Raw genomic sequence first — 19,463 nt, forward strand, 5'->3', positions numbered from 1 at the left:
TCCTCTCGTTATGAGCACTTAGCGCCTGTCCTTTAGGCGCTTACGTGCGATACATGACGCTGGCACTTAGCGAGGTCTTCCACGAGCTTAGTGCAGCGGCCCGTTATGAGCACTTAGCGCCTGTCTTTTAGGCGCTTACGTGCGATACATGACGCTGGCACTCAGCGCCCATATTATGAACGGTAATCCGCATTAATCCTGACATAATCAAAGGTCAGGTCGCAGCCCCATGCAGTGGCATGGGCGTCCCCCATCCCGATATCGGCCACAGCGGTCACCTCCGGCTCTGACAGAATCCGGGTGGCCTGTTCCTCGCTGTAGTCCACGGCCACGCCGTCCTTTATAATCTGCATCTTCCCTGCCGCGCTCTCAAAATACAGGTCCACTTTTTCCGGGTCAAACTGTGCCCCTGAGTAGCCCATGGCGCAGAGTATCCTGCCCCAGTTGGCGTCATGGCCAAAGATAGCTGCCTTGGTAAGGCTGGAACAGATTACAGACTTAGCCAGGACCTTAGCCTGTTCCTTTGTCTCAGCTCCCACCACCTTTACCTCAAACAGCGCGGTGCAGCCCTCGCCGTCGCCCGCCATTTTTTTGGCCAATGTCTCGTTCACAATCCTTAATGCCCGGCAGAAAGTCTGGTAATCCTCATCCTTTGTTGTGATTTCCCTGTTGCCTGCCAGCCCGTTTGCCAGAAGAAGGACCGTGTCATTGGTGGAGGTATCCCCGTCCACGGAAATCATGTTGTATGTATCCTGGATGTCCTGGCTCAGGGCCTCCTGGAGCAATTCCTTGCTGATGGCCGCATCCGTTGTCACAAAGCTTAACATGGTGCACATGTTGGGGTGAATCATGCCGGAGCCCTTGCACATGCCGCCCATGGTCACGGTGGCTCCCCCCAGTTCAAACCGGACAGCCACCTCCTTGTTCTTTGTATCCGTTGTCATGATGGCCCTGGATGCCTTGGTTCCGCTCTCCAGGCTCTTGTCCAGCAGCGGAGCCATGGCCATGACTCCCGCCGTAATCCTGTCCATGGGCAGCTGCATGCCAATGACTCCCGTGGATGCCACCAGGACGCTTTCAGCGGGAATTCCCAGGGCAAGGGCCGCCGCATCGGCTGTCTGCCCGCAGTATCCCATGCCCTCCTCTCCGGTGCAGGCATTGGCAATTCCCGCGTTAATGACCACCGCCTGGGCAGGAGCCCCGCTTGTAACCTGGTTTTTATCCCATTTAACAGGAGCTGCCTTCACAATATTGGTGGTGAAGGTGCCTGCCGACTTACAGGGCTCCTGGCTGTAAATCATTGCCATGTCCTGACGGTCCCTGTATTTGATTCCGGCTGCCGCAGAAGCAGCCTGGAAGCCCTTGGCAGCCGTGACGCCGCCGGTTATAATTTTGATTCCCATACTTGACTCATCCATCTCTCTGGTTCCTCCATTTATCTCCATACCTTTATGTCATATGGCGGTGCGCCGGCCTATGTACCGGTGCGCCGCCGTGTTATCTTACCGCACAAAACGGGTGATGTTTTCCTCATTCAGTATGAATTCGTATGTATTCACATCCTCCCGTTCCCGCCACCCGATTCCCTGCCAGAAGGCGTTTCCCACCTCGTTATCCTTAAATGCAATCAGGCTGATTTTGCTGACTCCTTCCTTCTGCAGGGCCTCCATGGCAGTGCGCACCATACGGTATCCAACGCCGTGCTTCCTGTATCCCGGCGCCACGCACACGTGATAAAAACAGCCGGTCCTGCCGTCATGGCCGCAGAGGATGTTTCCTATGATATGTCCGTTCTGGACAGCCACCACGCTGGTAGTGGGATTCCTTCTGAGGAAGCGCTCCACCCCCTCCCGGGAATCGTCAATGCTTCTGATTCCAAAGCCCTTGATTTCTGTCCACAGGTCGTAAACCTGGTCATAATCCGCTATGGTCATTTCGCGGATAAGGATATCCATCGTACCTGCCATGTTTTCATGTTTCCTTTCTTTTTCCCTCTGTTATTCTCTCAGGGGTGTCCTTAAACCAGCCTCCCGGACCATCAGGGGAACATGGGAATCTGCTTCAGTCCCGTATTCTCCGGCAGGCCGAACATCAGGTTCATGTTCTGGATGGCCTGGCCCGCTGCTCCCTTAACCATGTTGTCAATGGCTCCCATCATCACCACCCGGCTGGTCCTGGGGTCTATCTTAAAATTCACGTCCGCAAAATTACTTCCCTCCACCCAGCGGGTCTGGGGAACCACATCCTTATCCAGGACACGGACAAAATATTCATCTGCATAATATTTGTCGTACACAGCCTTTACCTCCTCGTAGGACACTTCCCTTGTAAGGGAGGCGTAGGCTGTCACCAGGATGCCGCGGTTCATGGGCACCAGGTGAGGGGTAAAGCTGATGGTTACCGGCTTTCCCGCCGCATAGGACAGCTGTTCCTCAATCTCCGGCGTATGTCTGTGGGAGGCCACGCCGTAAGCCTTAATGTTTTCATTGACCTCACAGTACAGGCTGTCCACCTTGCTGCCCCTGCCCGCGCCGGATGTACCGGACTTGGCGTCGATGATGATGGTATCAGGGTCAATGAGCCCTTCCTTTACCAATGGATATACTGACAGGAAGGAACAGGTGGGGAAACATCCCGGATTGGCAATGAGCCTGGCCTTCTTCACCTTTTCCCGGTTGATTTCAGGCAGTCCGTAAACGGCTTCACCGATGAACCCGGGGGATGCATGGGTCAGCTTATACCATTTTTCGTAAACCGACACATCCTTAATACGGAAATCAGCACTTAAATCAATGACCTTTACCTTAGATAATATGTCTTCGTCCACCAGGGATGCGCACAGGCCCTGGGGCGTTGCGGTAAACACCACGTCCACCTGGTCTGCCAGCGCCTTCATATTATCATCCATACAAGCATTGTCCACGATTTGGAACATGTTCTGGTAAATGGATGCATATTTCTGGTCTATGTAGCTTCTGGAACCATACCATTTAATCTCTATGTCATCCCTCTGGAGCAGGAGCCTTGCCAGCTCTCCTCCCGCATATCCTGTGGAACCAATGATACCTGCCTTAATCATATCCATATCTCCTTATATTTATAAATATTGGCTGCTGCCTTCATTATAGTCAGTTTTTCTTTAAATGAAAAGAAGCATTTCCATGAACCTTATTTTCCGGTCCCCTTATGGATTTCATAATTATACATTATAAATGCATAATATGCAACATCTTTTAAATATTTTTATTTAGTGCTTGCATTTTATCACATAATGTTGTATATTTATGAAAGTTCAATCAGTACAGCAATCTCAGGAGGATATTAATATGAAAGAAAAAGTAGTTTTAGCTTATTCCGGCGGACTGGATACCACCGCAATCATTCCGTGGTTAAAGGAGCATTTTGGTTATGAAGTCATCTGCTGCTGCATTGACTGCGGCCAGGGCAGTGAATTGGACGGCCTGGATGAGAGAGCCAAATTATCCGGGGCTTCCAAATTATATATTGAAGATTTAGTGGATGATTTCTGTGACAACTACATCATGCCCTGTGTAAAGGCAAATGCAGTATATGAAAACAAATACCTCTTAGGCACCTCCATGGCCCGTCCTGCCATTGCCAAGAGACTGGTTGAGATTGCACGCAAGGAAGGCGCCTCAGCCATCTGCCACGGCGCCACCGGCAAGGGCAATGACCAAATCCGCTTTGAGCTGGGCATCAAGGCCCTGGCTCCGGACATCAAAATCATTGCTCCATGGCGTATGACCGATGTATGGACCATGCAGTCCAGGGAGGATGAGATTGAATACTGCAAGCAGCACGGCATTGACCTGCCCTTCTCAGCAGACAGCAGCTACAGCCGCGACAGGAACTTATGGCATATCAGCCATGAAGGCCTGGAGCTGGAGGACCCGTCACAGGAGCCCAATTACGAGCACCTGCTTGTGCTTGGCGTAACGCCTGAAAAGGCGCCGGACCAAGGCGAGTACGTGACCATGACCTTTGAGAAAGGCGTTCCCACCAGCGTGAACGGACAGAAAATGAAGGTTTCCGATATCATCCGCAAGCTAAATGAGCTGGGCGGAAAACACGGCATCGGCATTGTGGATATCGTGGAAAACCGCGTGGTGGGCATGAAGTCCCGCGGCGTGTATGAGACGCCAGGCGGAACCATTCTTATGGAAGCCCACCAGCAGCTGGAAGAACTTGTATTAGACCGCGCCACCATGGAGACTAAGAAAACCATGGCCGACAAGATGGCGCAGATTGTTTACGAGGGCAAGTGGTTCACGCCTCTGCGCGAGGCTGTTCAGGCATTTGTGGAGTCCACCCAGGAATATGTGACAGGCGAAGTGAAATTCAAACTGTATAAGGGCAACATCATCAAGGCCGGAACCACATCCCCATACTCCTTATACAGCGAATCCCTGGCTTCCTTCACCACAGGCGACCTGTATGACCATCATGACGCAGACGGCTTCATCACCCTGTTCGGACTGCCCCTTAAGGTCAGGGCCATGAAAATGGCTGAGGTGGAATCCGCCAAAAAGGGCCAGTAAATACGGCGTAAACAGAAAAGAAATGCCCCGGAGAGGTTGGATATTTCCAGCTCCGGGGCATTTTTCTTTCCTGCTTCTATAAGGTATTTAACCGCATTAATCCAGATGTATCCTGTTTTTCTCCACATCCAGCCCTTCCGGCATATTGATAATCCGAATCCTTCCGTCGGTGGTAACCGGCTCAAGCACCCCGTTTACACTGTGGCTTTCTATATAGGCAATCACAGCATCAATAATATTGGGCTGGTTCCTGGCCCAGTCCGTTATCTGCTGGTACTGCTGGTCATAGGCGTCCGTGTTCAGGTCAAAAAGCCGGCAGGCCGCCTCATTCTCCGGGTCAAATGTCTGGTAGACGGCAATGCCCTGGGGAAGCGCGGCAGGTTTATCCGGCGGAAGTATGGTGAATGCATCCCAGCTGTCGCTGCCCCCCAGCTCATAATCAGTGGTCGTGACCGTATACCAGGCCTCCGGGTCCACCGGCTCTCCGTTTGACAGGCGCACATCGCTGATTTCAGCCTTTCCCCCATATGCATTTTCCTCCACAGGCTCATAGGTAATGGTATAGGTAAAGCCGGAGGGTATCACCATGCCGCCGAACACGCCGGACTGGTCCGACCGCACTGCGTCAGTCAGGTTGTTGGTGGAAAGAATGGATATCAGGTTGGCGCCCTTGCAGCGCACGGTAATAACATGGTTGTTCAGACCATAGAGCATGGATGTGGCCAAATCAGACTCTGTTATCTCCCCTGCCTCCAGCTCCGCTGTCAGGGTGCCTGCATTGATGGCTGCCAGGTCTGCGCCTGTGTACTGGCGCAGGGCATCGGCCAGCAGGTTCCCCAGGGCTGATTCATTGGAACGTGAAAATATGCGCACATAATTGTACGCCTTATCTGTTTTTCCTATGACATGGTCCGGCACCTGGTAACGGTTTTTTCCTGTGGTGCGGTACTCCTCCAGTGCATCCAGCATCCCTTCGGTGCCGCCGACTTTCATGTAGGAGCTGGCTCCCTCCAGACCGGCATAATACTTCTGGCCGCACAGGTAATGGCGCAGGGCAAAGGTAAACAAATCTGAACCGTAAAACTGGTACGGGTTCTTTACAATGGAATTTTCCGTAAGGCACTGGTAAAACTCAGGATGGGTATCCTGAAAATAATCGTATTTTAATGTGTCATCCCGGCGGTAATAGGTGGTTGCGCCCACCGGAACCGTAGCACTGTAATATTCCGGCGCAAACTCCGTGGAGGCCACATATTCCAGATACAGGCGGCAGGCCTTTAGGACAGCCTCGTCTGTGATGTTCGCATTGATTCCCAGGTACCAGTCTCCATTGGTGGCCAGCCAGCGGTCCTCCTTTGTGCGGCCCATATAGGGTATGAATACAAAATCCCGGGCAGGCACCCATACCTGCCTGCCGTTCTTTTCAATTTTATAGCTTGGGACACCGTTCACATCCTTTATTTTTTCCTCAAAATGCATTGCGTAATCAACGTAGCTCACTGAGCACATGACTGCGTTTCCCCGAACCACTTCCCGCAGGTTCTGTTTGCTGCTCATCAGGAAGTCGCCGTTCTGGTACAGCCCAAGGCCTTCCAGCTCCTCAATCCCCCTGAGAACACGGGCAAAGGCCGGATTTTCAAAGGATACCTCCGCCGGATTATTCCGGTACCGGTTCAGCCACTGCACATATTCACTGTCCGTGTAAGCATCCAGCAGAAAGGGCATGGCCACCACTGCCGCAGCGTCATTGTAAAGCATCCCGAACGCATAGGCCCGCACCCCTGTCTCCTCCCTCTGCGCCTGAATCTGGCGGCAGAGTTCCATGAACTCCTCCTGGGTCCGGGGCATGCTGTATCCCAAATCCGTCAACAGCTGCTGATTCACCATCAGCCCTGAGATGTATCCGTTGCCCACAGGCAGCGCATACACCTTCCCCCCTACCTCTGCATCATTCAGGGCGCTAATCATGTAATTCTTCAAAAACGGTTCCGATGTCAAATCCTTCAGATAACCGCTCTGGACATAGGTATAATAATCCTGTGTATAGAGGATTTCCGGTCCCCCTCCGCTGCGCACGGCTGACAGCTGGGCATTTTCCATCTTAGGTCCGATTTCATAGGTGCTTTCTATTTTCACATCCGGCATGGTGCGGTGGATATATGCCTCAGCCTGCTCCGTATTGATGTTCTCACCCATGGTATTGTACACGTGAAGCACCACCGGCTCCTCAGCCGGCGCAGACCCGCTCTGCTGCTTCTTATCCTCTGTGGCCGCAGTATCGCCCGGAGCCCCGCATCCGGTTGCAGCCCATATCAGCAGCAGTCCCAGAAGCAGCCCGATTCCCACCTGTTTCTTCATAATCCTTCTCCCTCTTTCCCGGGTATTTTGTCCATCGCCATGGCAGCCCAGGGACCCATCCCCCATCCGGCTCCCCAGGCCGCCCCTTAGCCCAGCAGGCCCCGCAGCTCCTCCATATTGATTGGCTTTGTCAGAACAGCTCCGAATCCTGCCCTGGCTGCCTCCGCCCGCACCTCATCCTCGCTGCTGGATGTAAATGCAAAGATTGGAATGGTTCCCGCGCTATTCTTGCGGCTGCCCCGGATAGCTGCCGCTGCCTCAAAACCGTTCATGACCGGCATATGCAAATCCAGCAGAATGGCGTCATATGTGCCGTCCATAGCATCAACATATGCCTCCAGGGCCTGGCGTCCGTTCTCCACGGCGTCCACCTGCTGGCCGTCCGCCCGTATCAGCTCCACTGCAATTTCCCGGTTCAGTTCATTGTCCTCTGCCAGCAGCAGCCGCAGACAGCGTCCCTCGCGCCGTACCCGCGCAATCTCCTTTGCCAGGATTGTGAAATCAATTGGCTTTGGAACAAAGCCGTTCATCCCTGCCTCAAGAGTCTCCCTGCGGTCCTCCTCAAAGGCATTGGCTGTCAGTGCGATAATGGGTATGGCTGCTGCCTGCGGGTGGCTGCTTCTCCGTATCCTGCGGGCTGCATCCAGCCCTCCCAGAACAGGCATCTGCAAATCCATGAGAATCACATCGTATGTATGCTCAGGAGCTTCCAGAAAACGGCTGCATCCCTCTTCCCCGTCCCTGGCGGTATCCACCTCTGCTCCCATAAGTCCTGAGAGCATTTCCACTGCGATTTCCAGATTGACTGCATTGTCCTCCACCACCAGCAGATGCATGCCCTTTAATACTCCGGCCAGCCCGCCGGACGTGTTCTCGCTCTGCCCCAGCATTCCGGTGATTTTCCGGTACAGGTTCATCCTGAACAGCGGCAGGCTGATTGTATGGTTAAATCCCTTCTGTCTAAGTTCCTCAGACAGTTCCTGCTCATCCGGTTTCAGTCCCAGCAGCAAAAGGGTGCTGCCGCCCAAATCCCGCCTCAGTCCTTCTCCGGTTAATGCCTGGTCAAAACGCAGCATCTTATAGGGAAGAAATACCAGGGAAAACGGATGCCCTGCCGCCCTTTTCCCGGCTGCCAGGGACACTGCTGCCTGATAGTCTGTCTTCCAGGCTCCGTCCACACCGATTTCCTCCAGCTTTCTCACTGCATCCCGGCATTTTACCTCGCTGCCCGGCTCGCCGATAACCAGCATGGCGCAGCCGGCTGCCAGCGGCACATGGCGGCTGCCCAGACGGATGGAAAGCTCAATGGTAAAGGTGGTGCCCTCACCCGGCTCGCTTTCCACGCGGATGGTGCCTCCCATCAGGTCCACAATGCGCTTGGTGATGGCCATGCCCAGGCCCGTGCCCTGGATTCCCTGGCTGTAGGAATTCTGGTCCCGCGAGAACATATCGAAAATCCGGCTCATATATTCCGGGCTCATACCCACGCCCGTATCGCTTACCTGAAACACGTAGCGGGCAAATGCAGGCTCCGGCGACTGCACTTCCGTGATATCCAGACGGATTTCCCCGTCCTTCGGCGTAAACTTTACGGCATTGCCCAGCACATTGGTAAGCACCTGGCCTAAGCGCACCGTGTCGCCGCACAGCAGTTCATGGGTGATATTCCAGACATTGACGTCAAAATGCTGGCTGCGCACACTTGTCTGGGACTGGGTCACCGTGACCACGCCGGACAGCCATTCGCCCAGCTCAAACTCAGTCTCGGCCAGCTGCATTTTGCCGGATTCAATTTTAGACATATCCAGCACATCGTTAATCAGCCCCAGCAGCAGCTTGGAGGAATTGGCGATTTTCTGAAGGCATTCCGTTACCTTCTTGCTGTCCTCCGGTGAATACAGAGCCAGGTTGGTCAGGCCGATTACAGCGTTCAGGGGCGTACGGATATCATGGCTCATGCTTGCCAGGAACGTGCTCTTGGCGGCATTGGCCCGCGCCTCGCTCTCCAGCGCCTCCTCCAGACGCCTGCGGGACTGTACCCGTTCCGTGATATCCTCCAGCGTCAGGGTGATAAAGCGCTGGCTGCTGTCCTGTTCCGCAATCAGATAGGCATTAAGGGACAGCACGATATCCTTGCGGGTGTCGGGGCGGGTAAAGCGCAGCTTCAGGCTGCCGCTGGCACACTCCCCCTTACGGATTCGGCTGATAAGGTCCAGAACCGCCTGGCGGTCGCTGTCATTGATACAGCATAAAAACTTTTCTTCTATGACATTTTCAAATGCATCCTCAATCCCCAGAACCTGGTCCGTATTGCGGGACGCATACTCAATGGCCCCGCTTGTACTGTCTGCAATGACAATGACATTGGGCACATAATGGGTCATAAGGGTGAAAATCCGGTCGCGGCGCACAGCTTCCCTGGATGCGTTGGCCCGCACCACAAATACCAGCATGATTACTATCACCAGAAACATACCCAGCATCAGCGCAATGATGAACACGGTCAGATGGATGGTTTCCTGGTTAATCTGCACTGCATCTGCCGTAATGTGGTCATAGGAAACACAGGAGATAAAATCCCATCCGGTTCCCGGAACCGGCGCATACACAAGCTCATACCGGGAATCCCCGAAATAAATCTCGGCGCTGCCGCTTTTATCGTTCCTGAAATCCCACAGCACCCTGTCACAGTCCGTCCTGCCCTGGTCATCCGGAGTAAAGAATCCTGCATTTTTAGGATTTTCCTCAAAATATGTAAACAGATTTAGGGATTCCCCCAGCTCCTGGTTTACATGGGTGCGGGAGAGAATCAGACCCGAATCAGTGGTAATCATATAGGACGCATTGTCCCCAAAGGTGGTGGAATCATAGAGGGACCGGAAGGAATCCTGGCTGTAGATGCCAATCAGTATGACTGAGCCCGTACGGCAGGAAAATGCAACCACATCCTTGCCGGAAGCGCTGAACGGGTCTGATATAAAGCTGATTGCCTCCCCGTCCGGACTGGTCAGGCAGTCCACATATGCCTGGCTGGAATACAGGTTGATGGGTTTCACAGCCGTTCCCTCGCTGTACACGCCGCGGCCGGATTCATTCAGCAGCACACAGTAATCGAATACGGACACCCTGTTAAAATCCCGGATATAACTGCGGTCCTCCTCACTGAGTCCGTCCATGGAGTCAAAGCCGTTCTCCTTCAAATCTTCGGACATGCCGATTCCCAGCACGCGTATCTCATGCTGGCAGTGATTGAATCCTTCTGTTGTTTTGGAAATCAGGGTATTGGTTGTCTCCTTCAGCGCAGAGATATTGGAATTAATGATACGGTCATAGATGTCTCTGCGGTATCCTTCCAGAAAATAAGACAATGACAGGTAAAATACAATCGCGAGAGCGATGCAGACCGCTATGGTCGCAGGCAGAGAAAACTTATGTTTTTTTCGTATCTGTTTCATCTGCCGTACCTCGCTTTTCCGGAAACCACATGACTTTGAATAGCTTTAACTATTATTATATTATTGAGCGGCCCATTTGTCAATTTCACAAAACAGAGCCTCCCGCCGGCCGCATACTGCTTCATACTGCATAAAACGGAAAACAGACCTGTGAAGAAAAAGCCTGTTCTCCACGGGTCTGTTTTTGCTGCTCTTATATTTCTACAGCGACTTCACGGCTGCCACAACATTCTCAACCGTAAATCCGAATTTCTTAAAGAGCTGTCCGGCCGGTGCGCTGGCGCCAAAGCCTTTCATGGTCACTGTGGTTCCGTCAAGGCCCACATATCTGCCCCAGCCGAAATCGCCCAGTGCCTCTACTGCAACTCTCTTTCTCACTGCCTTTGGAAGGACCTTCTCCTTGTAGTCCTCAGGCTGCTCCTCGAATACATCCATGCTCGGCATGCTGACAACGCGTACATCCACGCCCTCTTTTGCCAGTTCAGCCTTTGCACCCACTGCCAGTTCCACCTCGGAACCAGTGGCAATGATGATGGCATCCGGAACTTCCTTCGCGGAATCCTCCAGGATGTAGGCGCCCTTTAACGCCTCCTTGCTGGAGCCGGCCAGCTGGGGCAGGTTCTGCCTTGTGAGCACCAGGGCCGTGGGCGTCTTCCTGGAGGACACGGCGCTGTACCATGCGGCTGCTGTCTCCGTGGCGTCGGCCGGACGGTATACATGGAAATTAGGCATGGCGCGCAGCATGGCCAGCTGCTCGATAGGCTCATGGGTAGGTCCGTCCTCTCCCACGCCGATGCTGTCATGGGTAAACACAAAGGTAAGGGGCACGCCCATAAGCGCGGACAGCCTTGCCATTGGCTTTGTATAATCACTGAACACAAAGAAGGTGGACACGAACGCCCTCAGGCCGCCGTGAAGCATGAGGCCGTTTCCGATGGCGGACATGGCCAGCTCGCGCACACCGAAGTGCAGGTTGCGCCCGGCGTAATTGTCCTTGGAGAAATCTCCCATGTCAGCCATGTAGGTCTTGGTGGACGGAGCCAGGTCCGCTGCGCCTCCAATCAGGTTGGGCATCAGGTTCTTAAGCTTCTGAAGCTGCTTGCCCGACAGACTTCTGGTTGCATCCGGCTTGTCCTCAAATGCCCAATAGTCTTCGCTGTCATAAACATCATCAGCCAGATTCGGATTATAGAATTTATCCCATAATTCCTTCATTTCCGGATATTTTCCGCAGTATTCGGCAAATAATGCATTCCATTTTTCCTCTGCCCCGGCGCCTCTCTCAGCGTATGCCTTATAATTGGCATATACCTCATCCGGTACATAGAACGGCTCCATGGACGGCCAGTTCAGGAATTCCTTCATGGCCTTTACATTGTCTTCACCCAGGGGCTCGCCGTGAGCGCTGGCCCTGCCCTGCTTGGCGGGACAGCCGTAGCCAATCTGGGTCTTTACCGTGATAAAGGACGGACGGGAGGTATCTGCCTTTGCCTCCTCAATGGCCTTGCCGATGGCATCCAGGTCATTGCCGTCCTCAACTGTAATCAGCTGGAATCCGAAGGCTTCCATGCGCTTCTGTACGTTCTCTGTAAACGCGATATCCGTGCTTCCCTCAATGGAAATACGGTTGGAATCATAAAATACAATAAGCTTGCCCAGTCCCAGGGTGCCTGCCAGGGAGAATGCCTCGGAGGAAATTCCCTCCATCATGCAGCCGTCGCCGCCCAGCACATAGGTATAGTGGTCAACAACAGGATATCCGTCCTTATTAAACACAGCTGCCAGATGGGACTCGGCCATAGCCATGCCCACTGCCATGCCCATACCTGCGCCCAGCGGGCCTGTGGTGGCCTCAACGCCTGCTGTATGGCCGTACTCCGGATGTCCCGGTGTCAGGGAATCCATCTGACGGAAATTCATCATATCCTCTTTTGTAAGGCCGTAGCCGAAAAGATGAAGCAGGGAATACAGCAATGTGGAGCCATGGCCTCCTGAAAGGATAAAACGGTCCCTGTTCTCCCATCCTGGATTCTCAGGATTATGGTTCATATGTTTTGCCCACAGCTCAAAGGACATGGCTGCGGCTCCCAAAGGAAGACCTGGGTGGCCTGATTTGGCTTTCTGTACAGCATCTGCTGCCAGAACGCGGATTGCATTGACTGACATTGTATCAATCTGATTCATAGTTCCCTCCATTCCGGTGCCCCCAAGGGGGCCCACGCATCATAGATGTTATTTTTTTACCAACTGCCCTTTATTATACCAATTCCATCCATACAGGGCAATACTTTTTCTCGCAAAAATCAGTGCAACATTTTGCGTTTCTATGCGTTATTTTGCAAATTTAAAAACAATTGTTATAAAAAGATTATAATTTAAACACATTTTCATCACATTTTAATTTTAAAACTGTTTGATGAATATGTTTATAAAAAACTGACAGGAGGACACAATCAGTGATTGAAGTAAAAAATCTTGTGAAAGATTACGGCGGCCATCTGGCAGTGGACCATTTAAGTTTCCGGGTGGAAGACGGCCAGATATACGGCTTCCTGGGCCCCAACGGCGCCGGCAAGTCCACTACCATGAATATCATGACCGGTTATCTGGGCGCCACTGAGGGCCAGGTCTTCATAGACGGCCACGACATACTGGAGGAACCAGAAGCCGCAAAAAAACGCATTGGGTATCTGCCGGAGATTCCGCCCCTGTATATGGACATGACAGTGAATGAATACCTGGAGTTTGCGGCCTGTCTGAAAAAGCTTCCCAAAGCAGAACAGAAGGGGGCTATACAGGAGGTAATGGAACTGGTCAAAATCACGGACGTCCGGAAACGCCTGATTCGGAACCTGTCCAAGGGTTACCGCCAGCGGGTGGGAATGGCCCAGGCTATTTTGGGTAAGCCCTCTGTCATTATCCTGGATGAGCCCACCGTTGGTCTGGACCCCAAACAAATCATAGAGATACGGGACATGATTAAGAGCCTGGGCAAGAAACACACCGTTATCCTGAGTTCCCACATCCTGTCCGAGGTGAGCGCTGTGTGCGACCATATCATGATTATTGCCAATGGAAAGCTGCTTGCCAGCGATACCCCTGAAAACCTGGAACAGCGTTTAAAAGGCGCGGCCGGGCTGGAGCTGGTTGTAAAAGGCAGCAGGGAGGCGCTGCAGCCTGTGCTGGAGGAAATTCAGGGACTGGCGGCAGAGAGAATTGAGACGGGAAATGAGGACGGCACCTGTGTTGTGAATCTGCAGTTTACCGGTGACAGGGCAGCGGAAACGGATATCCGCGAAACCATTTTTTATACCCTGGCCCGCCGCCGGCTTCCTATTCTGTCCATGGTTCCCTCCAGAGCATCTCTTGAGGAAATATTCCTGGAACTGACAGAGGATTTAACAGAAAATACCGAAAACCAGGACAGCATTGCCACCAACAGCTGCCCAGACCAATGAAAGAAGGAGGATTCCCAATGAGAGCCATCTATAAGCGGGAGCTGAAATCCTATTTCTGCTCCATGACAGGCTACGTATTCATTGCTTTCATGACCACGTTCATGGGCATTTATTTCATGGTTTACAATATGATTAACGGTTACCCCTATTTTTCTTATACGCTTAATTCCATACTGATGATACTGATGATTGCGGTGCCGATTCTGACCATGCGGAGCATGTCGGACGAACACAGGACCCGGACAGACCAGCTGCTGCTGACCTCCCCGGTATCTGTGTGGGGTATTGTCATGGGAAAATTCCTTTCCATGGTCACTATTTTTGCCATACCAATGGCCATTGCCTGTCTATGCCCCCTTATCATCCGGAGCGCCGGGACCGCTTACCTGACCGAAGACTATGCATCCATACTGGTCTTCTTCCTTTTGGGATGTGTCTATATTGCCATCGGGCTTTTCATCTCCTCCCTTACGGAAAGCCAGCTCATAGCCGCGGCAGGAACCTTCGGCATCCTGCTCCTCAGCATTCTCTGGCCAGGGCTCCTGAACTTCATACCAGTAAGTGCAGCCGGTTCTCTGGCCGGCTTTCTCATCCTGTGGTCCCTGGTATGTTTCATCCTGTACCGGCTTACCGGCCATATTCCGCTTTCACTGGGCCTGGAGGCAGCCGGAGCAGCAGTTCTTGCGGGAATCTATTTTGTAAAGCAGAGCCTGTTTGAACGGGCCCTGACCGGACTACTGGGAAAAATCGTCCTGACAGACGTATTTGACGGCATTGTAAGCAGCCATATGCTGGATGTCAGCGGCCTTGTCTATTACCTCAGCGCAGCCGGTATATTGCTGTTCCTGACTGTTCAGTCAATTGAGAAAAGAAGATGGAGTTGAATCATATGACCAGAAAATGTAAAAAAGGCAGCTATATGGCATTGTTCACCCTTGTGGTCATTGCCGCTGTCATTGTATTGAACCTGATTGTGGGAAAGCTTCCTGCCAAATATCTGAAGCGGGACTTAAGCTCCGGCAAGATTCTCACCCTGGGGGATACCACCCGTGACATCGCCGCACAGCTGGACAGAGATGTAACCATCCACATTGTGGCTGATCCCAACACAGTGGATGAGCGGATTACATCCTTTGTAAATCTGTATAAAGACCTCTCCCCCCGCATTTCAGTGGAGAACAACGACCCGGTGCTTCACCCGGATGTGCTTACCTCCCTGGACACGGAGCCGGGAAGCCTGGTTGTATCCTGTGAATCCACCGGGAAAAAGACCTCTGTTTCGTTTGATGATATCATCCAGTTTGACCCCATGGTTTACTACCAGTACGGGCAAATCAAGGAGACAGCCTTTGACGGCGAAGGGCAGATTACCAGCGCCATCCGCTATGTCACAAGCGATACGGCTGCCGCCGTATATGCACTGACCGGGCACGGAGAAGCCCCGCTCCCCTCAGCCGTAACAGACGCCATGGACAAATCCGGCATGAACGTGACTGAGCTGAACCTGCTCACCCAGGGATTTATTCCTCAGGACTGCAGCCTTCTCATCATGAACGCCCCCGGTAAGGACATATCCGCGGATGAAAAGGAAATGCTGACCGATTACCTGAAAAACGGAGGCCGCATGATGCTTCTGGCAGGCTGCACCCAGGATACCCTGGTCAACCTGACTGAATTCTGCTCCCAGTACGGAATGGATCTTAAAAACGGATTCGTGGCAGACCCGGCTCCCCAGCATTTTTACAACAACAATCCCTTTAATGTCATTCCGGATTATGATTTTGCCAGCAGCCTCCTTACGGGAATCGATTCCTCCGCGGCAGCCCTTCTGGTTCAGCCCTCGGGCATGACCATACAGGAAAATCCCCCGGAGGACATTACAGTCCAGCCCTTCCTGACCACCTCGGACTCCGCGTTTTTGGTGGACCCCGTCACCCAGGAAAAGACCCAGGGCGCCTATGTGCTGGGAGCCACTGCCACGGAAACCGTAAACCAGGAAGAGGGGACCGCCTCCATGCTTACCGTTATCACAGCGCCCGGCATGATTGATGACTCCATCCTGTCACGTTTCCCCAGCATCACCAACCTTCCCCTGTTCATAAATGCCGCTGCCAACGGACTGCCCGGCGTAACACCCCTGTCCATTCCCGGCAAAAGCCTGGATATTACCTATAATATGATAACATCCGCCGGACTGTGGAGCGCGCTGTTCATCATCGTCATACCGGTCGTTTTCCTGATTGCAGGATTTGTAATCTGGATGAAGCGCCGGAAGCTTTAAGCTGAGGAGGTTATATCATGAAGAAACATGTAAGGCCAATGGTTCCCGCTCTGGGAGCCCTGGTCCTTCTCTGCGCCGCCTATGGCTTCATCACCTGGCAGCAGGGAAGGAGTGCAAAGGCAAAAGAACCCGGACCGGAAGACACTGCGGTATATATGACCGACCTTCCGGGGCTCTCGGCCCTGTCCTGGAAAACAGATGATAAAAGCCTGTCCTTTACCCAGGAAAACGGCACCTGGTACTATAAAGGGGATGATGACTGCCCTATCCGCCAATATCCCCTGACCACCCTGGCAGATACCCTGTCCCACTTAAAGGCAGAGCGGAAGCTGGAAGGCGCGGATTCCCCGGAGTCATATGGTCTGGATCATCCTTCCGTGAGGTTTGACACCGTATCCTCCGACGGTTCTTCCCGTTCCATCCTGTTGGGCAGCCAGGTCCCGGGGACCGGCAGTGAAAGCGCAGGCAATGCCCGGACGCCTGCCCGGTACTATGCCGCTGTGGAAGGGGACAGCCGGATTTATATCATAGGCAGCTATCTGGCCGACACAGCAGGCAAGGGACTTTACGATTTTGTGGAAACAGAAACCCTTCCCCATGTGTCAGGCGCGGATATCCGGGAAATAACAATATCCAGGGATGGGCAGACCAGCCGGTTCTGTAAGAAGACAGCGGACGATTCAGGCAATACCGCCTGGTACAGGAACTCCTGCGAAGACGAGGCCAGCCGTCTGGATGACAACGGCGCCCTTAATAATCTTGCGGATGCCATAAGCGGGCTGTCCTTCCAATCCTGTGTATCGTACAAGGCCAGTGATGAAGAATTAGGAAGCTTCGGCCTGTCTGCGCCGCAGATGACCCTTTCATGGACCTATGAAAGCGGAGACATAAACGGAACTGTATCATTGATGATTGGAAGCCCCGATGAAGATGGAAAGGGCTATTATACCAGAAAAGACGATTCATATGCCGTTAACCTGATATCTAAGGATGAAGCAGAACGTTGTCTGAACGCTGTCTATCCATAGTAGTGTGAATCAAATACAAAGTTGCATTAAATTGCGAAAGGGAAACAGCACTGCTATTCTGCCTGCTGTTTCCCTTTTCGCTATCATATCTATTTTATTTCAATTCCGGCTCTGAAATATATATATCTATGCCCCTTCCTTGCGCTCCCCTGCCCCCTGGTCATGGAGCACAAAGTGGTTCTTCTGGAAATCCAGTATGCCTTCCGCCCGCATCTTACCCAGCTCACTGGACATGGCGCTCCGGTCCACGCAGAGATATTCAGCCAGTTCCTGGCGGTTATGGGGTATGTCGAAATCCCTTCCCCCTTTTGCCATGGCCTGCTCCGACAGATAGGACAGGAGCTTTTCCCTGGTGGTTCTGCGGCACACATGCTCCAGCTTGTTTTCCAGCTTGACATTATGCTCCGACACCAGACGCAGCATGTTGTGAATGAACCTGGTATGAAAATCACAGGCCAGGGGACAGAATGTAATCATCCGCTGGTAATTGAGAAACAATGCCTCGCATCCGCCTTCCGCCACCACGCTCACCGGCAGTACCGGCGTCCTGGCGCAGGAATAGGACTGGCCAAAGAGTTCCCCTTCCTTTATATGGTATATGTGTTCCTGATGTCCCCAGAAGTTTTCCTGGACAACACATGCCTTTCCCCTCAGCAGTACCAGCACCTTATTGACCGATTCCCCCATGCGGAAGATGTACTCTCCATCCTCATAGAGCACCTGCTCAGAGGCACAGCATTTTAACAGGGTATAGAGCTCATCATCATTGATACCGTAAAATAGCGGAGATTTTTTCACAAGAGGCAGCCATTCCTCCATATTCGCCCTTCTTTCCGTTGCATTTACAACTCATTTGCTGTAAATATTATATATTCAAGAGATTTTTCCGTCAAGAGGGATTTTATGTGAGATTAAATCTCATTCATTACCGCTGGCTGTCATCCATTTCCAGCTGCTTTTTATATATCCCAATGACTTTCTGCATGGCCTCCTGTCCGGGAGCTCCTATGGTAAGGCGTTTCTCCACGCAGGTTTTCATGCTGATGGCCTCATATACATCCTCCTCAAACACCGGACTGATGGCCTTGTACTCTTCCAGGCTGAGATTATCCAGGGCAATTCCCTTGTCAATGCATGTAAGGACCAGCTGTCCCACAATGCCGTGTGCATCCCTGAAAGGCACTCCCTTGTTCACCAGATAATCCGCTGCATCCGTGGCATTGGTAAAGCCGTTTTTAGCACTGGCCTCCATTACCTCCCGGCGGAAGCTCATGGAGGAAATCATGCCAGTAAACAGGGCCAGGCATCCCTTTACCGTATCAATAGCGTCAAAGGTAAGTTCCTTATCCTCCTGCATGTCCTTATTGTAAGCCAGGGGAATCCCCTTCATCGTGGTCAGCATGGACACCAGGGCGCCGTATACACGCCCGCTCTTGCCGCGAATCAGCTCCGCAATATCCGGATTCTTTTTCTGCGGCATAATGGAACTTCCCGTGCTGTAGGAATCATCAATCTCCACAAACCGGTACTCATTGGTATTCCATATTATGATTTCCTCGCAGAACCGGGACAGGTGCATGGAAATGGTGGAAAGGGCACTGAGAAGCTCAATGAGGTAATCCCTGTCAGCCACTGAATCCATGGAATTAAGGGTTGGCCCGTCAAAGCCCAGCAGCTGCGCCGTGTATTCCCGGTCCAGAGGATAGGTGGTGCCTGCCAGTGCGCCTGAGCCCAGAGGGCAGTAATTCATGCGCCTGCGTATATCCTTAAGGCGTGAACGGTCCCTGGAGAACATCTCAAAGTATGCCCCCATATGGTGGGCCAGGGTAATGGGCTGGGCCTTCTGCAGATGGGTAAAGCCAGGCATAAAAGTATCTGTATTCTTTTCCATGACTGTCAGCAGCTCTTCCAGCAGTTCTTTTACCAGCGCTTCAATGGCGTCAATTTCATCCCTGGTATAGAGCTTCATATCCAGAGCCACCTGGTCGTTGCGGCTGCGCCCTGTATGGAGGCGCTTTCCCGCTTCGCCAATCCGTTCAGTCAGGGTTCCCTCCACAAAGGAGTGGATATCCTCATATCCGGAATCGGATGATATAGTCAACGTCCCATTATCCAGGTCTTCCAGAATGCTTTCCAATCCGCGGATAATATCATCTCTGTCCTGTTCCGTCAGTATTCCCTGCTTTGCCAGCATCTTTACATGGGCAATGCTGCCCCTGATATCCTGACGGTAGAACTTCTGGTCAAAGGAAAGGGATTCATTAAAATTGTGTACCAGCTGATTGGTTTCTTTCGTAAAACGTCCGCCCCATAATTTCATGGCT

At 52.5% G+C, this 19,463-nt stretch carries 13 protein-coding genes; 5 read left to right on the forward strand and 8 right to left on the reverse strand.

What is annotated here, in order from left to right; translation table 11 throughout:
- Positions 1-173: 173 nt before the first annotated feature.
- The 3 genes from argJ to argC form a co-directional block, all read right to left on the reverse strand.
- Positions 174-1,397, reverse strand: coding sequence for a bifunctional glutamate N-acetyltransferase/amino-acid acetyltransferase ArgJ (gene argJ / locus FGS84_RS22150; RefSeq protein WP_347563872.1), 1,224 nt, complete (start codon positions 1,395-1,397; stop codon positions 174-176).
- 105 nt (positions 1,398-1,502) lie between these two features.
- A complete protein-coding gene (locus FGS84_RS22155; protein WP_138310490.1) occupies positions 1,503-1,967 on the reverse strand; it encodes a GNAT family N-acetyltransferase in 465 nt (154 codons plus the stop codon).
- A 71-nt stretch (positions 1,968-2,038) separates the two neighbouring features.
- Entirely contained in the window at positions 2,039-3,079 is a 1,041-nt protein-coding gene (gene argC / locus FGS84_RS22160; protein WP_138310491.1) for an N-acetyl-gamma-glutamyl-phosphate reductase, read from the reverse strand.
- 247 nt (positions 3,080-3,326) lie between these two features.
- On the opposite strand from argC, the gene FGS84_RS22165 reads away from it, so the two are divergent.
- Positions 3,327-4,559: an argininosuccinate synthase gene (locus FGS84_RS22165; protein ID WP_138310492.1), complete on the forward strand. Its 1,233-nt coding sequence runs from the start codon at positions 3,327-3,329 to the stop codon at positions 4,557-4,559.
- A gap of 96 nt (positions 4,560-4,655) precedes the next feature.
- Here FGS84_RS22165 and FGS84_RS22170 read toward each other — a convergent pair whose 3' ends face one another.
- The 3 genes from FGS84_RS22170 to tkt form a co-directional block, all read right to left on the reverse strand.
- Complete coding sequence (locus tag FGS84_RS22170; RefSeq protein WP_138310493.1) at positions 4,656-6,917, reverse strand: extracellular solute-binding protein; 2,262 nt, start codon at positions 6,915-6,917, stop codon at positions 4,656-4,658.
- Positions 6,918-7,003: 86 nt separating this feature from the next.
- Positions 7,004-10,372, reverse strand: coding sequence for a response regulator (locus FGS84_RS22175; protein ID WP_138310494.1), 3,369 nt, complete (start codon positions 10,370-10,372; stop codon positions 7,004-7,006).
- A gap of 201 nt (positions 10,373-10,573) precedes the next feature.
- Positions 10,574-12,556 (reverse strand): transketolase, encoded by a 1,983-nt coding sequence (tkt, locus tag FGS84_RS22180; protein ID WP_138310495.1) that lies wholly within the window; start codon positions 12,554-12,556, stop codon positions 10,574-10,576.
- Between the two features lie 272 nt (positions 12,557-12,828).
- Between tkt and FGS84_RS22185 the strand changes: the two genes are divergently transcribed.
- From FGS84_RS22185 to FGS84_RS22200, 4 genes are read left to right on the forward strand one after another with little or no spacing between them, the layout of a single operon-like run.
- On the forward strand, positions 12,829-13,830 hold the full coding sequence (locus FGS84_RS22185) for an ABC transporter ATP-binding protein (protein ID WP_138310496.1): 1,002 nt from the start codon (positions 12,829-12,831) through the stop codon (positions 13,828-13,830).
- Positions 13,831-13,847: 17 nt separating this feature from the next.
- On the forward strand, positions 13,848-14,714 hold the full coding sequence (locus FGS84_RS22190) for an ABC transporter permease (protein WP_138310497.1): 867 nt from the start codon (positions 13,848-13,850) through the stop codon (positions 14,712-14,714).
- 5 nt (positions 14,715-14,719) lie between these two features.
- Positions 14,720-16,111 (forward strand): Gldg family protein, encoded by a 1,392-nt coding sequence (locus tag FGS84_RS22195; protein WP_138310498.1) that lies wholly within the window; start codon positions 14,720-14,722, stop codon positions 16,109-16,111.
- A 17-nt stretch (positions 16,112-16,128) separates the two neighbouring features.
- Positions 16,129-17,139, forward strand: coding sequence for a DUF4340 domain-containing protein (locus tag FGS84_RS22200; RefSeq protein WP_138310499.1), 1,011 nt, complete (start codon positions 16,129-16,131; stop codon positions 17,137-17,139).
- Positions 17,140-17,265: 126 nt separating this feature from the next.
- On the opposite strand, the gene FGS84_RS22205 is transcribed toward FGS84_RS22200, so the two are convergent.
- Together FGS84_RS22205 and argH are read right to left on the reverse strand one after the other, a co-directional pair.
- Positions 17,266-17,958, reverse strand: coding sequence for a Crp/Fnr family transcriptional regulator (locus FGS84_RS22205; RefSeq protein WP_138310500.1), 693 nt, complete (start codon positions 17,956-17,958; stop codon positions 17,266-17,268).
- 106 nt (positions 17,959-18,064) lie between these two features.
- Positions 18,065-19,459: an argininosuccinate lyase gene (argH, locus tag FGS84_RS22210; RefSeq protein WP_138310501.1), complete on the reverse strand. Its 1,395-nt coding sequence runs from the start codon at positions 19,457-19,459 to the stop codon at positions 18,065-18,067.
- Positions 19,460-19,463 lie beyond the last annotated feature (4 nt).

Source organism: Clostridium sp. 1001271st1 H5, from assembly GCF_005845215.1.
Lineage (GTDB): Bacteria > Bacillota > Clostridia > Lachnospirales > Lachnospiraceae > Enterocloster.

Excerpts from the sequence above, each read along its gene's own strand:
- FGS84_RS22155 (WP_138310490.1), bottom strand. The coding sequence starts at position 1,967 with ATGGCAGGTACGATGGATATCCTTATCCGCGAAATGACCATAGCGGAT.
- argC (WP_138310491.1), bottom strand. The coding sequence starts at position 3,079 with ATGATTAAGGCAGGTATCATTGGTTCCACAGGATATGCGGGAGGAGAG.
- FGS84_RS22165 (WP_138310492.1), top strand. The coding sequence starts at position 3,327 with ATGAAAGAAAAAGTAGTTTTAGCTTATTCCGGCGGACTGGATACCACC.
- FGS84_RS22170 (WP_138310493.1), bottom strand. The coding sequence starts at position 6,917 with ATGAAGAAACAGGTGGGAATCGGGCTGCTTCTGGGACTGCTGCTGATA.
- FGS84_RS22175 (WP_138310494.1), bottom strand. The coding sequence starts at position 10,372 with ATGAAACAGATACGAAAAAAACATAAGTTTTCTCTGCCTGCGACCATA.
- tkt (WP_138310495.1), bottom strand. The coding sequence starts at position 12,556 with ATGAATCAGATTGATACAATGTCAGTCAATGCAATCCGCGTTCTGGCA.
- FGS84_RS22190 (WP_138310497.1), top strand. The coding sequence starts at position 13,848 with ATGAGAGCCATCTATAAGCGGGAGCTGAAATCCTATTTCTGCTCCATG.
- FGS84_RS22195 (WP_138310498.1), top strand. The coding sequence starts at position 14,720 with ATGACCAGAAAATGTAAAAAAGGCAGCTATATGGCATTGTTCACCCTT.
- FGS84_RS22200 (WP_138310499.1), top strand. The coding sequence starts at position 16,129 with ATGAAGAAACATGTAAGGCCAATGGTTCCCGCTCTGGGAGCCCTGGTC.
- FGS84_RS22205 (WP_138310500.1), bottom strand. The coding sequence starts at position 17,958 with ATGGAGGAATGGCTGCCTCTTGTGAAAAAATCTCCGCTATTTTACGGT.
- argH (WP_138310501.1), bottom strand. The coding sequence starts at position 19,459 with ATGAAATTATGGGGCGGACGTTTTACGAAAGAAACCAATCAGCTGGTA.